14 protein-coding genes are annotated in these 14,625 nt (G+C 72.3%); 8 read left to right on the plus strand and 6 right to left on the minus strand.

Going from position 1 to position 14,625, the window contains the following annotated elements; translation table 11 throughout:
- Positions 1-11: 11 nt before the first annotated feature.
- The gene (locus AS594_RS27880; RefSeq protein ID WP_069929597.1) at positions 12-653 is read left to right on the plus strand and encodes a MerR family transcriptional regulator; all 642 of its coding nucleotides are present in this window, start codon (positions 12-14) and stop codon (positions 651-653) included.
- 93 nt (positions 654-746) lie between these two features.
- Here the strand turns inward: AS594_RS27880 and AS594_RS27885 are convergent, their stop codons facing one another.
- Positions 747-1,595 carry a siderophore-interacting protein gene (locus tag AS594_RS27885; RefSeq protein ID WP_069929598.1) on the minus strand — a complete coding sequence of 283 codons (849 nt, stop codon included), beginning with the start codon at positions 1,593-1,595 and terminating at the stop codon, positions 747-749.
- Between the two features lie 65 nt (positions 1,596-1,660).
- Entirely contained in the window at positions 1,661-2,566 is a 906-nt protein-coding gene (locus tag AS594_RS27890; RefSeq protein WP_069929599.1) for a 5'-3' exonuclease, read from the minus strand.
- Between the two features lie 195 nt (positions 2,567-2,761).
- On the opposite strand from AS594_RS27890, the gene AS594_RS27895 reads away from it, so the two are divergent.
- The 4 genes from AS594_RS27895 to AS594_RS27910 all read left to right on the plus strand — a co-directional run bounded on the left by AS594_RS27895 (position 2,762) and on the right by AS594_RS27910 (position 7,409).
- Positions 2,762-3,979 carry a quaternary amine ABC transporter ATP-binding protein gene (locus AS594_RS27895; protein WP_079144372.1) on the plus strand — a complete coding sequence of 406 codons (1,218 nt, stop codon included), beginning with the start codon at positions 2,762-2,764 and terminating at the stop codon, positions 3,977-3,979.
- 7 nt (positions 3,980-3,986) lie between these two features.
- The gene (locus AS594_RS27900; protein ID WP_439794510.1) at positions 3,987-5,882 is read left to right on the plus strand and encodes an ABC transporter permease/substrate binding protein; all 1,896 of its coding nucleotides are present in this window, start codon (positions 3,987-3,989) and stop codon (positions 5,880-5,882) included.
- 181 nt (positions 5,883-6,063) lie between these two features.
- Positions 6,064-6,669, plus strand: a complete 606-nt coding sequence (locus tag AS594_RS27905; protein ID WP_069929600.1) for a helix-turn-helix domain-containing protein — start codon at positions 6,064-6,066, stop codon at positions 6,667-6,669.
- 17 nt (positions 6,670-6,686) lie between these two features.
- Positions 6,687-7,409 carry a helical backbone metal receptor gene (locus AS594_RS27910; RefSeq protein ID WP_069929601.1) on the plus strand — a complete coding sequence of 241 codons (723 nt, stop codon included), beginning with the start codon at positions 6,687-6,689 and terminating at the stop codon, positions 7,407-7,409.
- On the opposite strand, the gene AS594_RS27915 is transcribed toward AS594_RS27910, so the two are convergent.
- Complete coding sequence (locus AS594_RS27915; RefSeq protein ID WP_069929602.1) at positions 7,348-8,487, minus strand: TDT family transporter; 1,140 nt, start codon at positions 8,485-8,487, stop codon at positions 7,348-7,350. The two genes, AS594_RS27910 and AS594_RS27915, sit on opposite strands and share 62 nt — an antisense overlap.
- Positions 8,488-8,557: 70 nt before the next feature.
- Between AS594_RS27915 and AS594_RS27920 the strand changes: the two genes are divergently transcribed.
- Positions 8,558-9,538, plus strand: a complete 981-nt coding sequence (locus tag AS594_RS27920) for a LysR family transcriptional regulator (protein ID WP_079144370.1) — start codon at positions 8,558-8,560, stop codon at positions 9,536-9,538.
- Positions 9,539-9,574: 36 nt separating this feature from the next.
- On the plus strand, positions 9,575-10,030 hold the full coding sequence (locus AS594_RS27925) for a hypothetical protein (RefSeq protein ID WP_069929603.1): 456 nt from the start codon (positions 9,575-9,577) through the stop codon (positions 10,028-10,030).
- A 29-nt stretch (positions 10,031-10,059) separates the two neighbouring features.
- Here AS594_RS27925 and AS594_RS27930 read toward each other — a convergent pair whose 3' ends face one another.
- The 3 genes from AS594_RS27930 to AS594_RS27940 form a co-directional block, all read right to left on the minus strand.
- Complete coding sequence (locus AS594_RS27930) at positions 10,060-10,782, minus strand: gamma-glutamyl-gamma-aminobutyrate hydrolase family protein (protein WP_069929604.1); 723 nt, start codon at positions 10,780-10,782, stop codon at positions 10,060-10,062.
- 29 nt (positions 10,783-10,811) lie between these two features.
- Complete coding sequence (eat, locus tag AS594_RS27935; protein WP_069929605.1) at positions 10,812-12,287, minus strand: ethanolamine permease; 1,476 nt, start codon at positions 12,285-12,287, stop codon at positions 10,812-10,814.
- A gap of 151 nt (positions 12,288-12,438) precedes the next feature.
- Positions 12,439-13,167: a FadR/GntR family transcriptional regulator gene (locus AS594_RS27940; protein WP_069929606.1), complete on the minus strand. Its 729-nt coding sequence runs from the start codon at positions 13,165-13,167 to the stop codon at positions 12,439-12,441.
- 77 nt (positions 13,168-13,244) lie between these two features.
- On the opposite strand from AS594_RS27940, the gene AS594_RS27945 reads away from it, so the two are divergent.
- Complete coding sequence (locus AS594_RS27945; protein ID WP_069929607.1) at positions 13,245-14,618, plus strand: glutamine synthetase family protein; 1,374 nt, start codon at positions 13,245-13,247, stop codon at positions 14,616-14,618.
- Positions 14,619-14,625 lie beyond the last annotated feature (7 nt).

Here is a 14,625-nt window from a genome sequence, read left to right on the forward strand (position 1 = left end):
GTGAACGCGAAGTGCGCATCGGTGAGTTGAGTCGCAGAACGGGGGTTCCCGTGCCGACGGTCAAGTACTACGTACGGGAAGGGCTGTTGCCGCCCGGGCTGCTGACCAGCCCGAACCAGGCGGCGTACGACGAGACGCACGAGCGCAGGCTGCGGCTGATCCGCGCACTGCTCGACGTGGGCGGGCTGAAGGTGGCCGCCATCCGGGAGGTCCTCGCGGCGGTCGACGATCCCGGCCGGCCGGTGCACGACGTACTGGGTCAGGCGACGAACAGCATCATCAAGCGGCACGGCGACGAGACGGACGACGAGGCGGCGGCGGCCCGGGAGGAGGTGGCCGCACTGATCGCCCGCCGCGCATGGCGGGTCGATCCGGGCAACCCGGCCGTCGGCGCCCTGGTGGCGGCGCTGGCCGCGCTCGGCCGGCTGGGGCACGGCGGCTTCGCCCGCGTGCTGGACGACTACGCGGACGCCGCGCAGGCGGTGGCCCGCGCGGACCTCGCGTACGTCGCCGGGCGGGCGGCCATGGACGACCTGGTGGAGAGCGTGGTGATCGGCACGGTGATGGGCGACGCGGTCTTCATGGCGCTGCGCAGACTCGCGCAGGTGGACGAGTCCGCCCGTACGTACGGAGGTGGCAAGGCTCCCCGGTGAGTGCCGGGCGGGGGAGCCGGGCCGTACGGAGGACCGGCGAGGCCCCCCACCGGGTGCCGGAGGGGGGCCGAGTGCGGTCCGTACGGAACAGGGTCAGGCGGAGGCGGCCGGCTCCTGCTCGCGCTCGACCTGCTCGTTCCACTCGCGCTTGACCGCGCGCCAGGCGTCGTCGTCCTGCCCGAGGCGCCAGTAACCCGAGATGGACAGCCGCTCACGCGCGATCCCGCGGTCCACGCGCAGGTGGCGGCGGAGGTCCTTCACGAAGCCCGCCTCACCGTGGACGAACGCGTGGACGTCGCCCGCCGGGAAGTCGAGCCCGCGCACGGCGGCGATCAGGGCCTCGCCCACCGGCTTCCCGCCGCGGTGCAGCCAGTTCACCGCCACGCCGTCCGGCGTGCCGATCTTCTGCTCCTCCTCGGGGCCCGCCACCTCGACGAAGGCGTGCACCACGGCGCCCTCCGGCATCCGCTCCAGGGACGCGGCGATCGCGGGGAGCGCGCTCTCGTCGCCCACCAGCAGATGCCAGGCGGCCGCCGGGTCCGGCGCGTAACCGCCGCCGGGGCCCAGGAAGCGCACCGTCTCACCGGGCCGCACCCGCGCCGCCCACGGGCCGGCCAGGCCCTCGTCGCCGTGCACCACGAAGTCGACCGTCAGCTCGCGCTGTACGGCGTCCCACGCGCGCACCGTGTACGTCCGTGTGACCGGCCACTGCTCGGCCGGGAACTCCTCGCGGATCCGGGCCATGTCGAACGGCTCCGGGTAGACCGCTCCGGCCGCCGGGAACAGCACCTTGATGTAGTGGTCGGTGAACTCGTCGGCCGTGAGTCCGGCCAGCCCCTCACTGCCCAGGACGACACGAACCATGTGCGGTGTGATCCGCTCGGTGCGCACCACCTGCGCCTCACGGGCCTGCGGTGTCTTGCGAGCCGTTCGTTCTGCCACGGCGCTGTCCCCTGACTCTCGCGCGCTCAGACCATGCTTAGGCTTACCTAAGTCACGGTAGCAGCCTAGCCGCGCAGGGTGGTCAGAAGCCGCTCCAGCGACCCGCCCAGTCCCCACCGCGCCGCCAGCTCGGCGAGTGAGGCCGGATCGCGCGGCTCGGCGGGCAGCGCGGCGTCGAATTCCGGCAGCGGTACGTCGGAGGCGACGCGCACCACCTTCGGCGCGACCGCGATGTAGTCCCGCGACTCGTCCAGCCGCTTGCGCTGCGACGGCGTCAGCCGGGACATCGGGTCACCCACCGCCGCCATGATCCCGGCGAGGTCGCCGTACGCCGCGAGGAGCTTCGCGGCCGTCTTCTCGCCGATCCCGGGAACGCCCGGAAGTCCGTCACTCGGGTCGCCGCGCAGGAGCGCCAGATCGACGTACCCGGGACCGTTCACGGCGTACTTCTCCCGCAGCCACGTCTCGTCGGTGACCTGGAGCGAGCCGACACCCTTCAGCGGGTACAGCACGCGCACCCGGCGGGCGTCGTCCACCAACTGGTAGAGGTCGCGGTCGCCGGTGACGATGTCGACGGGCCCGGTGGCGCGTGCCGTCAGGGTGCCGATCACGTCGTCCGCCTCGTACGGCTCGACGCCCACCCGGGCGATCCCCAGCGCGTCGAGCACGTCCTCGATGACCGGTACCTGGGGCGAGAGCGTGTCCGGGATCTCCTCCTCGTCGGGCCCGGTCGCCGTCTCCAGCGCGACCCGGTGCGCCTTGTACGAGGGGATCAGCTCCACCCGCCAGTGCGGCCGCCAGTCGGCGTCCATGCAGGCGACGAGGTCGTCGGGGTGGTGGTCCTGGACGAGCCGGGTGATGAAGTCGAGCAGGCCGCGTACGGCGTTGACGGGCGTGCCGTCCGGGGCGCGTACGGAGTCGGGAACCCCGAAGTACGCGCGGAAGTAGAGGGAAGCGGTGTCGAGGAGCATCAGGCGTCGCGTCACACCCTGATGATGCCGTACGCCGTGCCGGCGGCCGGTGCGTGAAGTGGATCACTCTTGTGTTTGGCCTATACACGTAAGGGCAGGCGCGGCCCCGGAGCGGACCCCGTTGGGATTTCAACTTCTTGACGGGGCCGGCGGGCCGAATCCGTACCGCTCCCCGGTTCAACACGTGAGGTGTATGTGTCCAGGCTTCAGGCCGACCACTTGTACAAAGTGTTCGGCAGACGACCCGAAGAGGCGGTACGGAGGCTCGAAAGCGGAGCGGACCGCGACGAGCTGCGCGCCGACGGGACGACGGCCGCGGTGATCGACGCCTCGTTCTCCGTGGAGCCGGGCCAGATCTTCGTCGTCATGGGGCTGTCCGGGTCCGGCAAGTCGACGCTGCTGCGGATGCTCAACGGGCTGCTGGAGCCGACGGCGGGCACGGTCCTCTTCGACGGACAGGACCTCACCGCGCTGAACCCCGCCGCGCTGCGCGCCGTACGGTCCTCGAAGATCAGCATGGTGTTCCAGCACTTCGCGCTGTTCCCGCACCGGAGCGTTCTGGAGAACGCCGGGTACGGCCTCGAAGTACAGGGCGTCCCGCGCGCCGAACGCGAGAAGCGCGCCACCGAGGCCCTGGAACTCGCCGGCCTCAAGGGCTGGGAGAAATCCTGGCCCGACGAGCTGTCGGGCGGTATGCAGCAGCGCGTCGGCCTGGCCCGCGCGCTCGCCACCGACGCCGATCTCCTGCTGATGGACGAGTCGTTCAGCGCCCTCGACCCGCTGATCCGCCGCGACATGCAGGACCAGCTCCTCGAACTCCAGAAGCGCCTGAAGAAAACCATCGTCTTCATCACCCACGACCTCAACGAGGCCATGCGCCTCGGCGACCGCATCGCCGTCATGCGCGACGGGCGCATCGTCCAGCTGGGCACCGCCGAGGACATCCTCGTCACTCCGGCCGACGACTACGTCGCCTCCTTCACCCAGGACGTGGACCGCTCCCGCGTGCTCACGGCGGGCGCCGTCATGACGGACCCCGGGACCGCCTTCGGTACGAGGACGGACGACGGCCGGGAGCTGCGCGACGCGCGGGACGTGCTGGACGCGGCCCCCGCGACCGTTCCCGCCGACACCCCGATCGTCGAACTGTTCACTCCCTGCTCCACCAGCGGCGCGCCCGTCGCCGTGACCGGCGCCGATGGCACGCTCATCGGCGTTGTGGGGCGCGCCCGGCTGCTGGCGGTCCTCGGCGAACCGATGACCTCCGGGCGGCACCCCGAGGGCGCCGGCCCGGTCGACGCCAGGAGCCCCGGCGACACCGCGAAGCCCAATGACGCCACGACACCGGACCGGTCCACGAGCGACGCCACCGCACCGGACCGCCCCACGAGCAAGGTGATCGCCCGTGCCTAGGATCCCCATGGGCGAGTGGGTCAACGACGCCGTCGACTGGCTCCAGACCCACCTCGCGCCCGTCTTCGACGCGGCCAGTACCGTCATCAGCGGCATGCAGGACGGCATCTACACCGTTCTCGCCGCCCCGCACCCCCTCCTGCTCGCCGGCATCCTCGCGGTCGTCGCGTGCCGGCTGCGCGGCCTGACCGCCGGTGCCCTGGCCTTCGCCGGTTTCGCGCTCATCGACTCGGTCGAGATGTGGGACGACGCCATGTCGACCCTCTCGCTGGTCCTCGTCGCGACCGTCATCACGCTGGCCGTCGCCGTACCCCTGGGCATCTGGTCCGCGCGCTCGAAGACGGTCAGCGCCGCGACCCGCCCCGTCATGGACTTCATGCAGACCATGCCCGCCATGGTCTACCTGATCCCCGGCGTGCTGTTCTTCGGCGTCGGAGCGGTCCCCGGCATCATCGCCACGATCATCTTCGCGCTGCCCCCGGGCGTACGCATGACCGAACTCGGCATCCGTCAGGTCGACGGCGACCTCGTCGAAGCCGCCCAGGCGTTCGGTACGAGCCCCCGCGACACCCTGCTGCGCGTACAGCTCCCGCTCGCCCTGCCGACGATCATGGCCGGCGTCAACCAGGTCATCATGCTGGGCCTGTCCATGGTGGTCATCGCCGGCATGGTCGGCGCCGGCGGCCTGGGCGGCGCGGTCTACCGCGCGCTCGGCAACGTCGACGTCGGTCTCGGCTTCGAAGCCGGTCTGTCCATCGTCGTCCTCGCCATGTACCTCGACCGGATGACCGGCGCGCTCGGCGCGCAGATCTCCCCGCTCGGCCGCCGCGCGCTCGCCAGGGCCAGGGAGACGGGCAGGCCGGGCGGCGCGAAGCTCTGGAACTACCGCCCGCAGCCCGCCGTCGCCTTGGCCGGAGTCGTCGTACTCGCCCTCGTCGCCGGTGGCACGAGTGTGTTCGGCGGCACGAAGGCCGCCGACGCCGACGACCCCGGCAACGTCGGCAAGGGCAAGAAGATCTCCATGGGCTACATCCCCTGGGACGAGGGCATCGCGTCCACGTTCCTCTGGAAGGAGCTGCTGGAGCGGCGCGGGTACGAGGTCGACGCCGAGCAGTACGAGGCGGGCTCGCTCTACACCGGCCAGTCCACCGGCCAGATCGACATCCAGACCGACTCCTGGCTGCCCGTCACGCACGAGAAGTACTGGGCGAAGTACCAGGACAAGCTGGAGGACATGGGCTCCTGGTACGGACCGACGTCCCTGGAGCTGTCCGTCCCCTCGTACATGAAGGACGTCGACTCCCTCGAAGACCTCAAGGGCAGGTCGGACACGTTCAAGGGCCGCATCATCGGCATCGAGCCGAGCGCCGGGATGATGGGCCTCCTCAAGGACAAGGTTCTCGAGGAGTACGGCCTGGAGGGCGAGTACGAGGTCGTCGACGGCTCCACCCCCGGCATGCTGGCCGAGCTCAAGCGCGCGTATGACGAGAAGGAGCCCGTCGTCACCACGCTGTGGTCGCCGCACTGGGCGTACAGCACCTACGACCTGAAGAAGCTCAAGGACCCGAAGGGCGCCTGGGGCAAGGGCGACGGTGTGCACACGCTCACGCGCGAGGGCTTCTCCGACGAGAACCCGGCCGTCGGGAAGTGGCTCAAGGACTTCCGGATGACCGAGGAGCAGCTCACGGGTCTTGAGGCGAAGATCCAGGCGGGCGGCAAGGGCAAAGAACAGGACGCCGTCCGCGCCTGGCTCAGGGAGAACCCGGGCCTGGCCGACCAGTGGGCGCCGGTCGCCGGGACGTCCGAGGGGGACGCCGGGGCAGCGGCGGCTTCCCGGCGGCCCACCGCGGCCGCCCAGGTCGACGCGGGCATCGCCGAGAAGTTGGCACCGGCCGCCGGCTGAGCCGCCGGCGGTCGCGTCACCGCAGCTCACCGAGGGGTGGGCCTCGTCTTGTGGCGAGGTCCGCCCCTCGGTGCTGTCCTGGACAGGGGGCCTTCCCTGACGTATGTACGAAACCGGCGAGCGAAGCTGCGTAGGCTGCACTCAGTGTTGACGACCACGAGACAGGGAGGGAGCCGGAGCGATGGACGACAAGGAAACTCTTCGGGTCGGTACGGCCGTCCGGAGGCGTCGCAAGTCCCTGGCCCTCACCCTGGCCACGGTCGCGGCGCGCAGCGGGCTCTCGGTGCCGTTCCTCAGCCAGATCGAGAACGAGCGGGCGAGACCCAGCACGCGCTCCCTGGAGCGGGTGGCCAAGGCGCTGGAGACCACCGCGGCCGAACTGATCGACGCCGCGGACTCGGGACGTACGGTCGACGTCGTACGGGCCGGGCAGTACGACGGCGGGGACGGCGGCGCGGACGTGCGGTGCGTCGTGCGCGGCAGGCATCAGCTGCGGGCCACCGAGTACACCGGGGAGCAGGACACCGGCCGCGAGTTCCAGCACCACGGCGACGAGCTGATGTACATCGCGGACGGCGCCGCCGAGGTGGAGGCCGAAGGGCGGGCGTACCGGCTGGAGCGCGGTGACACGCTGTTCCTGTCCGGAGGCGTACGGCACCGGTGGCGGGCCACCGAGGCGGGCACCCGGATCCTCGTAGTCGCGGCGGCGGGCACGGTCGGACACGACGACGACGGTGAGACCGATACCCGCAACGACGGCGGCGGCAGCGCCCGCGCCGACGGCTGACGGGCGGGCGGGCCGTCATGCGCGTCGTGTCCCTCGTGCCGTCCCTCACCGAGTCCGTGGCGGTCAGCGCGCCGGGGCTGCTCGTCGGGGCGACCGACTGGTGCAGCCACCCGGCCGACCTCGACGTCGTACGCATCGGCGGGACGAAGAACCCGGACGTCGAGGCCGTCGTACGGCTGCGCCCGGACCTCGTGCTCGCCAACGAGGAGGAGAACCGCGAACCCGACCTCGCCGCCCTCCGGCAGGCCGGGCTCACCGTCATGGTCACCGTGATCCGGGACCTTCCGCAGGCCCTTGCCGAGCTGGACCGGGTTCTGACGGCGGGCTGCGGCCTGACCACCCGGCCCGGCTGGCTCGACGCGGCGGAAGAAGCCTGGAGCGGTGCCGGGCCGGTCGCCGGGGGCGACGGCCCGCGGCTCAAGGCCGTCGTGCCGGTCTGGCGCAGGCCCTGGATGGTCCTGGGCCGGGACACCTTCGCCGGGGACCTGCTGGCCAGACTCGGCGTCGACCACCTCTACGCCGGCCACGCCGAGCGCTACCCCCGCGTCCCCCTTGACGAACTGCGCGCGGCCGGGGCGGACCTCGTCGTACTGCCGGACGAGCCCTACCGCTTCACCGAGGACGACGGGCCCGAGGCGTTCCCCGGGCTGCCCGCCGCGCTCGTCAGCGGTCGCCACCTCACCTGGTACGGGCCGTCCCTGGCCGAGGCGCCCCGGGTGCTGCGAGCAGCGCTCCGCTGACCACACCGCGCAGCGTCCGTACGCCCGCGACCGCCCAGGCGAGGACGAGCGCCGCGTACAGGCCGGCCGCCAGCCAGCCGAGGGCGTCGAGCCCGGTGTGGCGGGCGAGCCCGGCGGCGCCCGTGACGCACGTACCGACCGGGAAGGTGAACGCCCACCACGTCATGGCGAACGGCATGCCCTGCCTGGCCGCCCTGACCACCATGGCCGCCGCGAGCACCAGCCACAGCAGCGCGAAGCCCGTCACGGGCACGCCGTAGAGGACCGCGAAGGCGCCGAGCGCGTCCGCGTACGGCGCTCCGACGGCGCCCGGAGCGACGTCGGCGAGCGTGTTGACCGCCGTGACGGACTGACCGAGCGGGCCGAGTACGAGAAAGAGCGTCGGCGTCAGCGCGAGCGGCAGCGGGCCGCCGTGAACGAGGCGGCCGAATATCAGCGGCAGCATCACCAGCGTGGCGAGCAGGCTGAGCCCGAACATCGCATAGCAGCCCAGCAGCATCGCCTCCCGCCACTGCCCGCCGGGCAGGTGCGGGACCAGCTGCGGCCCCAGCGCCGCCGAGACCATGGGCGCCACCACCGCCAGCAGCCACACCGGGGAGGCACTGCCGGGCTCCACCCGGTGCCGTACGACCAGCAGGTACGGGATCGCGACGGCGGCCGCCAGACCGACGGCCGTCCCCAGGCTCCAGAGCACCGTGCCGGCGGCGAGGGCGGCGCCGGTGCCCATGACGTCCCCGCCGACCGTCACGGTGGCGCCGCCGACCGAGAGCAGCGCCATGGCCAGGCAGCCGTAGAACGGGGCCACGGCGGGGTCCAGGAGGTGCGCCCCCGCCTGGTCGCGGTGGTACGCCCAGTGGCCCGCGCGCGCGAGAAGCAGCACACCGAGCAGCACGGCGGACAGCCCCCAGACGCCGGTGAGCACGGGGCGCAGGCCGGGGACGGCGAAGGGGAGGCCGGCGCCGGCGTTGGCGACGATGGCGGTACCCATCACCGTGGCGTACCAGTTGGGCCCGAGATGGCGCAGCGCGGGCAGACGCGGGGCGGCGACGAGGGGGCGCGGCTGCGCATAGGTGGCCATACGCCCACACTGGGCGCCCCGGCCGACCCCCACCAGGGACGATTCCCCTATGGGGTCATAAACTGATGTTATGAGTCGCCATGACGCTGGTACAGGGCCCGGTCCGGGACACGACCCCCGCGCCGGGGGAGGCGGGGCACCGCTCGCCCACCGGGTGCCCGACCTCGGCGCCATGGAGCTGCTGCTGGGCGTCGCGCGGCTCGGCAGCCTGGGGCGCGCGGCGCGGGAGCTCGGCATCAGCCAGCCCGCCGCGAGCAGTCGTATCCGCTCGATGGAACGGCAGCTCGGCGTCGCCCTGGTCGACCGTTCGCCGCGCGGCTCGCGCCTCACCGAGGCGGGCGCGCTCGTCACCGACTGGGCGCGCCGGGTGGTGGAGGCGGCCGAGGCGTTCGACGCGGGGGCGCAGGCGCTGCGCGGGCGGCGGGACTCGCGGCTGCGCGTCGCGGCCAGTATGACGATCGCCGAGTACCTGCTGCCGGGCTGGCTGATCGCGCTGCACGGACAGCGGCCCGGTACGGCGGTCTCCCTGCTCGCCGGCAACTCCGCCGTCGTCGCGCAGCGTCTGCTCGGCGGCGAGGCCGACCTGGGCTTCGTGGAGGGGCTGGCCGTGCCCGACGGGCTCGACGGCGTCGTCATCGGCCACGACCGGCTCGTCGTGGTCGCGGCCACCAGCCACCCGTGGGCCCGCCGGCGCCGCCCGGTGGCCGCGCGGGAGCTGGCCGAGGCGTCACTCATCCTGCGGGAGAAGGGCTCCGGCACCCGGCAGGTGCTGGACGCGGCCCTCGCGGGGTACGGCGGCCTCGCCGCCCCGCTCCTCGAACTCGCCTCCACGACAGCGGTGAAGGCGGCGGCGGTCAGCGGCGCCGGCCCCAGCGTGCTCAGCGAACTTGCCGTGGGCGAGGAGCTGGCCTCCCGCCGCCTGGTCGAAATCCCGGTCGAGGGCATCCGGCTGAGCCGCGACCTGCGCGCGGTCTGGCCGACGGGCCCGCGTCCCACCGGGCCCGCCCGGGACCTGCTGGGACTGACACGGCCGGCCCCGGAGAAGGGATGACTGTTTGTCACGGCCCTCAGCGGATACCCGAAGAGCATGACTGAACAGGACAAGAACACCCGGACAAAGGCAACCTCCACCACGACCCGCGCCGCCAACGGCGCCACCGGCAAGGCCGCGAGCGCGGCGGGCAGCGCCAAGTCGGCCGCCTCGAACGGCGGCGGGAAGGCCGCGAACGCGGCCGGCAGCGCCAAGGCCGCCGCTTCCGACACCACCGCGAAGGCCACGGACAAGGCCACGGACGCGGTCGGCTCCGCGAAGGCCGCCGGAATCAAGGGCGTCGAGGCGAGCCGCCAGGCCCTCGGGTCCGCGGCCGGCAAGGTCGCGTCGACCGCTTCCACCGCCTGGGTGCTGCTCAACGCGCGCAAGGCCGTCATCGCGGGCGCCGGTGCGGGCGCGGTGGCGATAGGCGCCGCCTCGTTCGTGGCGGGCCGCAAGGCGGAGCAGCGCTCCCTGGGCCCGGTCACCCGCATGCTGGCGGGCCGTATCTGACCCCGCGTCCGGCCCGCCACCGACCTCCGTCAGGTCTGGAGCTGTCGCGCACGCGGCGACGGCCGGCCGGCGGCGGCCGCAGCGGCCGACACCAGCGCTTGCATCACCCGCAGGTCCTCGCCCATCTCCGGATGCCACTGAACGCCCAGAACCCACTGCCCGCCGGGCAGTTCGAGGGCCTCGGGCGTCCCGTCCGCCGCGTACGCCGACACCACCAGGCCGTCGCCGATCCGGTCGGCGGCCTGGTGGTGGTACGTCGGTACGCCGGTCTCCTCGGGTACGACCGAGGCGTAGCGGGTCCCGGGCACCGGCCGCACCGTGTGGCGGCCGAGGACACCGGGGCCGGCCGTGTGCCCCTCCAGGTGCTGGAGCAGGGTGCCGCCGCGTGCCACGTTCAGCAGCTGCATGCCCCGGCAGATGCCCAGCAGCGGCGTCCCCGACGCCAGGGCGGCCCCGATGAGGGCCAGTTCCCACCCGTCGCGCTCCCGGGCCGGCGGCCCGGTGCGGGGGTCCCGCTCGGCGCCGTACCGTACGGGATCGACATCCGCGCCGCCCGCCACGACCAGGCCGTCGAGACGGCCCACCACCTCGGCGGCGTACGACGGCTCGTCGGGCGGCACCATCGCCGCGAGGCCGCCCGCCGCCTGCACGAGGCGCGGATAGCCGACCGGGAGCAGGGCGGCGGGCATGTCCCAGACGCCCCATTTGGCGGGCTCCAGGTAGGTGCTGATGCCGATGAGCGGCTTGGACACGGGTCCTCCGGTCGGGTTGTGCGTGGGGGTCAGTTGCGTTCGAGTTCGGCCTCGGCCTCGGCGAGCGCGGCGAACTCCTCCTCGGGAGCCGTGGCGACGAGCCGGTGCCGACTGTAGAACGCGAAGTAGGCGAGGGCGACGACGTACACCCCGAGGGCGATGAAGGCCGCGTCCTTGTCCACCAGGAACGTCGCCACCAGCGCCGACAGCGCCAGCACGAAGGCCACGGACGAGGTGACGACGCCGCCCGGCGTGCGGTACGGGCGGTGCAGCCCGGGCTCGCGGCGGCGCAGCACAATGTGGGAGAGAGCCATCAGGGCGTACGAGATGGTGGCGCCGAAGACCGCGATGTTCAGCATCCGCGCGCCGTCCCCGGTCCCCGCCGCCAGCGCGAATCCGATCGCCCCGGGGATGAGCAGCCCGAGGTACGGCGCCTTGCGGCGGCTCGTCAGCGACAGGAAGCGCGGCAGGTAGCCGGCCCGGGAGAGCGCGAACAACTGCCGCGACCCGGCGTAGATGAGCGAGAAGAACGAGGCGACGAGGCCCGCCAGACCCGCGTAGTTGACGAAGCGGCTGAGCGGCGTCGGATCGCCGTCGCCCTGGAGCGCCACGACCAGCGGGTTGCCCGCGTCCTGCACGGCGGCCGAGCCGCGCGCGCCGGTGGCGGCGAAGAAGGTGACCAGGGCGAGCAGCGCGAGGACGGCCATGGAGATGGCCAGCGCGCGCGGCATGGACCGCACGGGGTCCTTGGCCTCCTCGGCGGCGAGCGGCACACCTTCGACGCCGAGGAAGAACCACATGCCGAAGGGGAAGGCGGCCCAGATGCCGAGCAGTCCGAACGGCAGCCAGGAGTTCGCGCCGAGCGCCTCCTTGTCGACCGGGATGTCGTTGAGGCCGTCCGCGCTGAACTCGGTGAAGGCGCCCACCGCGAAGATCAGCAGCGCCGCCACCGCGATCGCGGTCACCACGAGGCTGAAGCGCAGCGCCTCCCCGACGCCCCACAGGTGGATGCCGATGAAGACGGCGAAGCAGGCGAGGTAGACCGGCCAGCCCGCGGTGAGCCCGAAGAGGCCCAGCGACTCGACGTAGTCGCCGATGAAGATGGAGATCGCGGCGGGCGCCAGGATGTACTCGATGAGGATGGCCGTGCCGGTCAGGAATCCGCCCCAGGTGCCGAGCGCGCGCCGGGCGAAACCGTAGCCGCCGCCCGCCGTGGGCAGGATGGCGGACAGTTCGGCGAGTGCGAAGACCAGGCAGGCGTACATCACGCCCATGACCAGGGTGGCTATGGCCAGGCCGCCGAAGCCGCCCTCGGCCAGGCCGATGTTCCAGCCGGAGAAGTCACCGGAGACGACGTAGGCGACGCCGAGCCCGGTCAGCAGCAGCCATCCGGCGCTGCCCCGGCGCAGGGTGCGCCGTCGCAGATAGCCGTCGTCCGGGCCGGGGGAGCCGGACGGTGGGGTGGGGGCGGGCGGTGGGGTGCGCGAGTCGGTGCTGTCGGCCATGAGCCGCTCCCTGCCTCGGGTCAATGGTGGGTGGCCATACCTTTGTGGTTCGGCCGGTCCCAGCGCAAGACCTGTGCGTTAAGCCGCTGTTACGGATCCGCATCGTCCGGCGCCGCCGAAAGGGGCGCATGCCGGGCGAAGGGTCCATGGGTCACGTCAGGAAGCCCCGCAGCAGTGCGGCCGTGCCCGAGCAGTGCTCGCGCATCACCTCGCGCGCCCCGTCCGCGTCGCCGTCGAGCACCGCCTCGACGAGCGCGGTGTGCTGCTGCTGGGAGTGCTCCAGGTTCCGGACGAGCAGCGGAATGCAGTCGAGCAGCCCGTTCACGGTGGCCCGTACGGCGGCGTACTGCGCGGTCAGCGTCGGCGAGCCGGACAGCTCCGCCAGCGTGAGATGCAGCAGGGTGTCCAGCCTGCGGTAGTCCGCCAGCGGCGCGTCGTGCGTGGCAGCGAGCGCCGCCCGCAGCCGCAGCGCGCCCTCGTCGTCCAGCCCGTACGCCGCGCACAGCCCGGCCGCGCCGACCTCCAGCACCTCGCGGAATCGGAGCGCGTCCTCCACGTCGACGGCCGCCACGCGCCGGCGCAGCTCACCCTCCCCGGAGGCGTCCGGGCGCGGCAGCACGAACGTGCCGCCGTACCGGCCCCGCCTGCTCTCGACCAGGCCCTGGTCCTGGAGGACCTTCAGGACCTCGCGCAGGGTGACCCGGCTGATCCGCAGGCGGTCGGCCAGTTCCCGCTCGGCCGGCAGCCGCTCCCCGACGGGGACCAGGCCAAGGCGCAGCACCTGGAGGATCTGCTCCAGCGCCTCCTCGAATCCGTTGCCCGCCCGTACGGGCCGCAATACGGGCGTCAAACGGTCCGCAGAATCGATTTCGCTCGCCACGTTGCGGTTTCCCCTTCCCAAGCAATGGTCTTCAGCAATACCTTATGGCTTCCGGCTGACCGAAGGAGGAACTTTCCGTGGCAGACCGCACACCCCCGCTCGCTCTTGAGGAGCTCCGCGCCCTCGTGACGAGCGGTGACATCGACACAGTCGTCCTGGCCTTCCCCGACATGCAGGGTCGCCTCCAGGGCAAGCGGTTCGCCGCCCGGTTCTTTCTCGACGACGTACTGGACCACGGCACCGAGGGCTGCAACTACCTTCTCGCCGTCGACACCGAGATGAACACGGTCGACGGATACGAGATGGCCTCCTGGGACCGCGGCTACGGCGACTTCGCCATGCACGCCGACCTCACGACGCTGCGCCGCGTCCCCTGGAACGACGGCACCGCGATGCTCATCGCCGACCTGGCCTGGAACGACGGTTCCCCTGTCGTCGCCGCGCCCCGCCAGATCCTGCGCCGCCAGCTGGAGCGCCTCGCGGAGCTCGGCTACAGCGCCCACGTCGGTACCGAGCTCGAATTCATCGTCTTCAAGGACAGTTACGAAGAAGCCTGGGACCGCGGATACAAGGACCTCGTACCCGCGAACCAGTACAACATCGACTACTCGGTCCTCGGCACCGGCCGCATCGAGCCCCTCCTGCGCCGCATCCGCAACGACATGACCGCGGCGGGCCTGACCGTCGAGTCGGCCAAGGGCGAGTGCAACCCCGGCCAGCACGAGATCGTCTTCAAGTACGACGAAGCCCTCGTCACCTGCGACCAGCACGCCATCTACAAGACCGGCGCGAAGGAGATCGCCTCGCAGGAAGGCGTCTCGCTCACCTTCATGGCGAAGTACAACGAGCGCGAGGGCAACTCCTGCCACATCCACCTCTCCTTGCAGTCCACCGAGGAGGCCGGCCGCAACGTCATGGCGGACGAGGCGGCGGCCGACGGCATGTCGCCCGTCATGCGGCACTTCCTCGCCGGACAGCTGGCCGCACTCCGCGACTTCTCGCTGCTCTACGCGCCGAACATCAACTCGTACAAGCGCTTCCAGCCGGGCTCCTTCGCCCCGACCGCCGTCGCCTGGGGGCACGACAACCGCACCTGCTCCCTGCGCGTCGTCGGACACGGCCGCTCCATGCGCTTCGAGAACCGGCTCCCCGGCGGTGACGTCAACCCGTATCTCGCCGTCGCGGGCCTGGTCGCGGCCGGCCTCCACGGCATCGAGCAGCGGCTCGAACTCCCCGAGGTGTGTACGGGCAACGCCTACACCGGCGACTACGCCCACGTGCCCACCTCGCTGCGCGAGGCCGCCGAACTCTGGGAGAACAGCCCCATCGCCAAGGCCGCCTTCGGCGACGAAGTCGTCGCGCACTACAGCAACATGGCGCGGGTCGAGCTCCAGGCGTTCGACTCCGCGGTGACCGACTGGGAGCTCCGCCGCTCCTTCGAACGACTGTGAGGCCCGC

Origin of the sequence: Streptomyces agglomeratus, from assembly GCF_001746415.1 — a bacterium.
Taxonomy (GTDB): Bacteria; Actinomycetota; Actinomycetes; order Streptomycetales; family Streptomycetaceae; genus Streptomyces; species Streptomyces agglomeratus.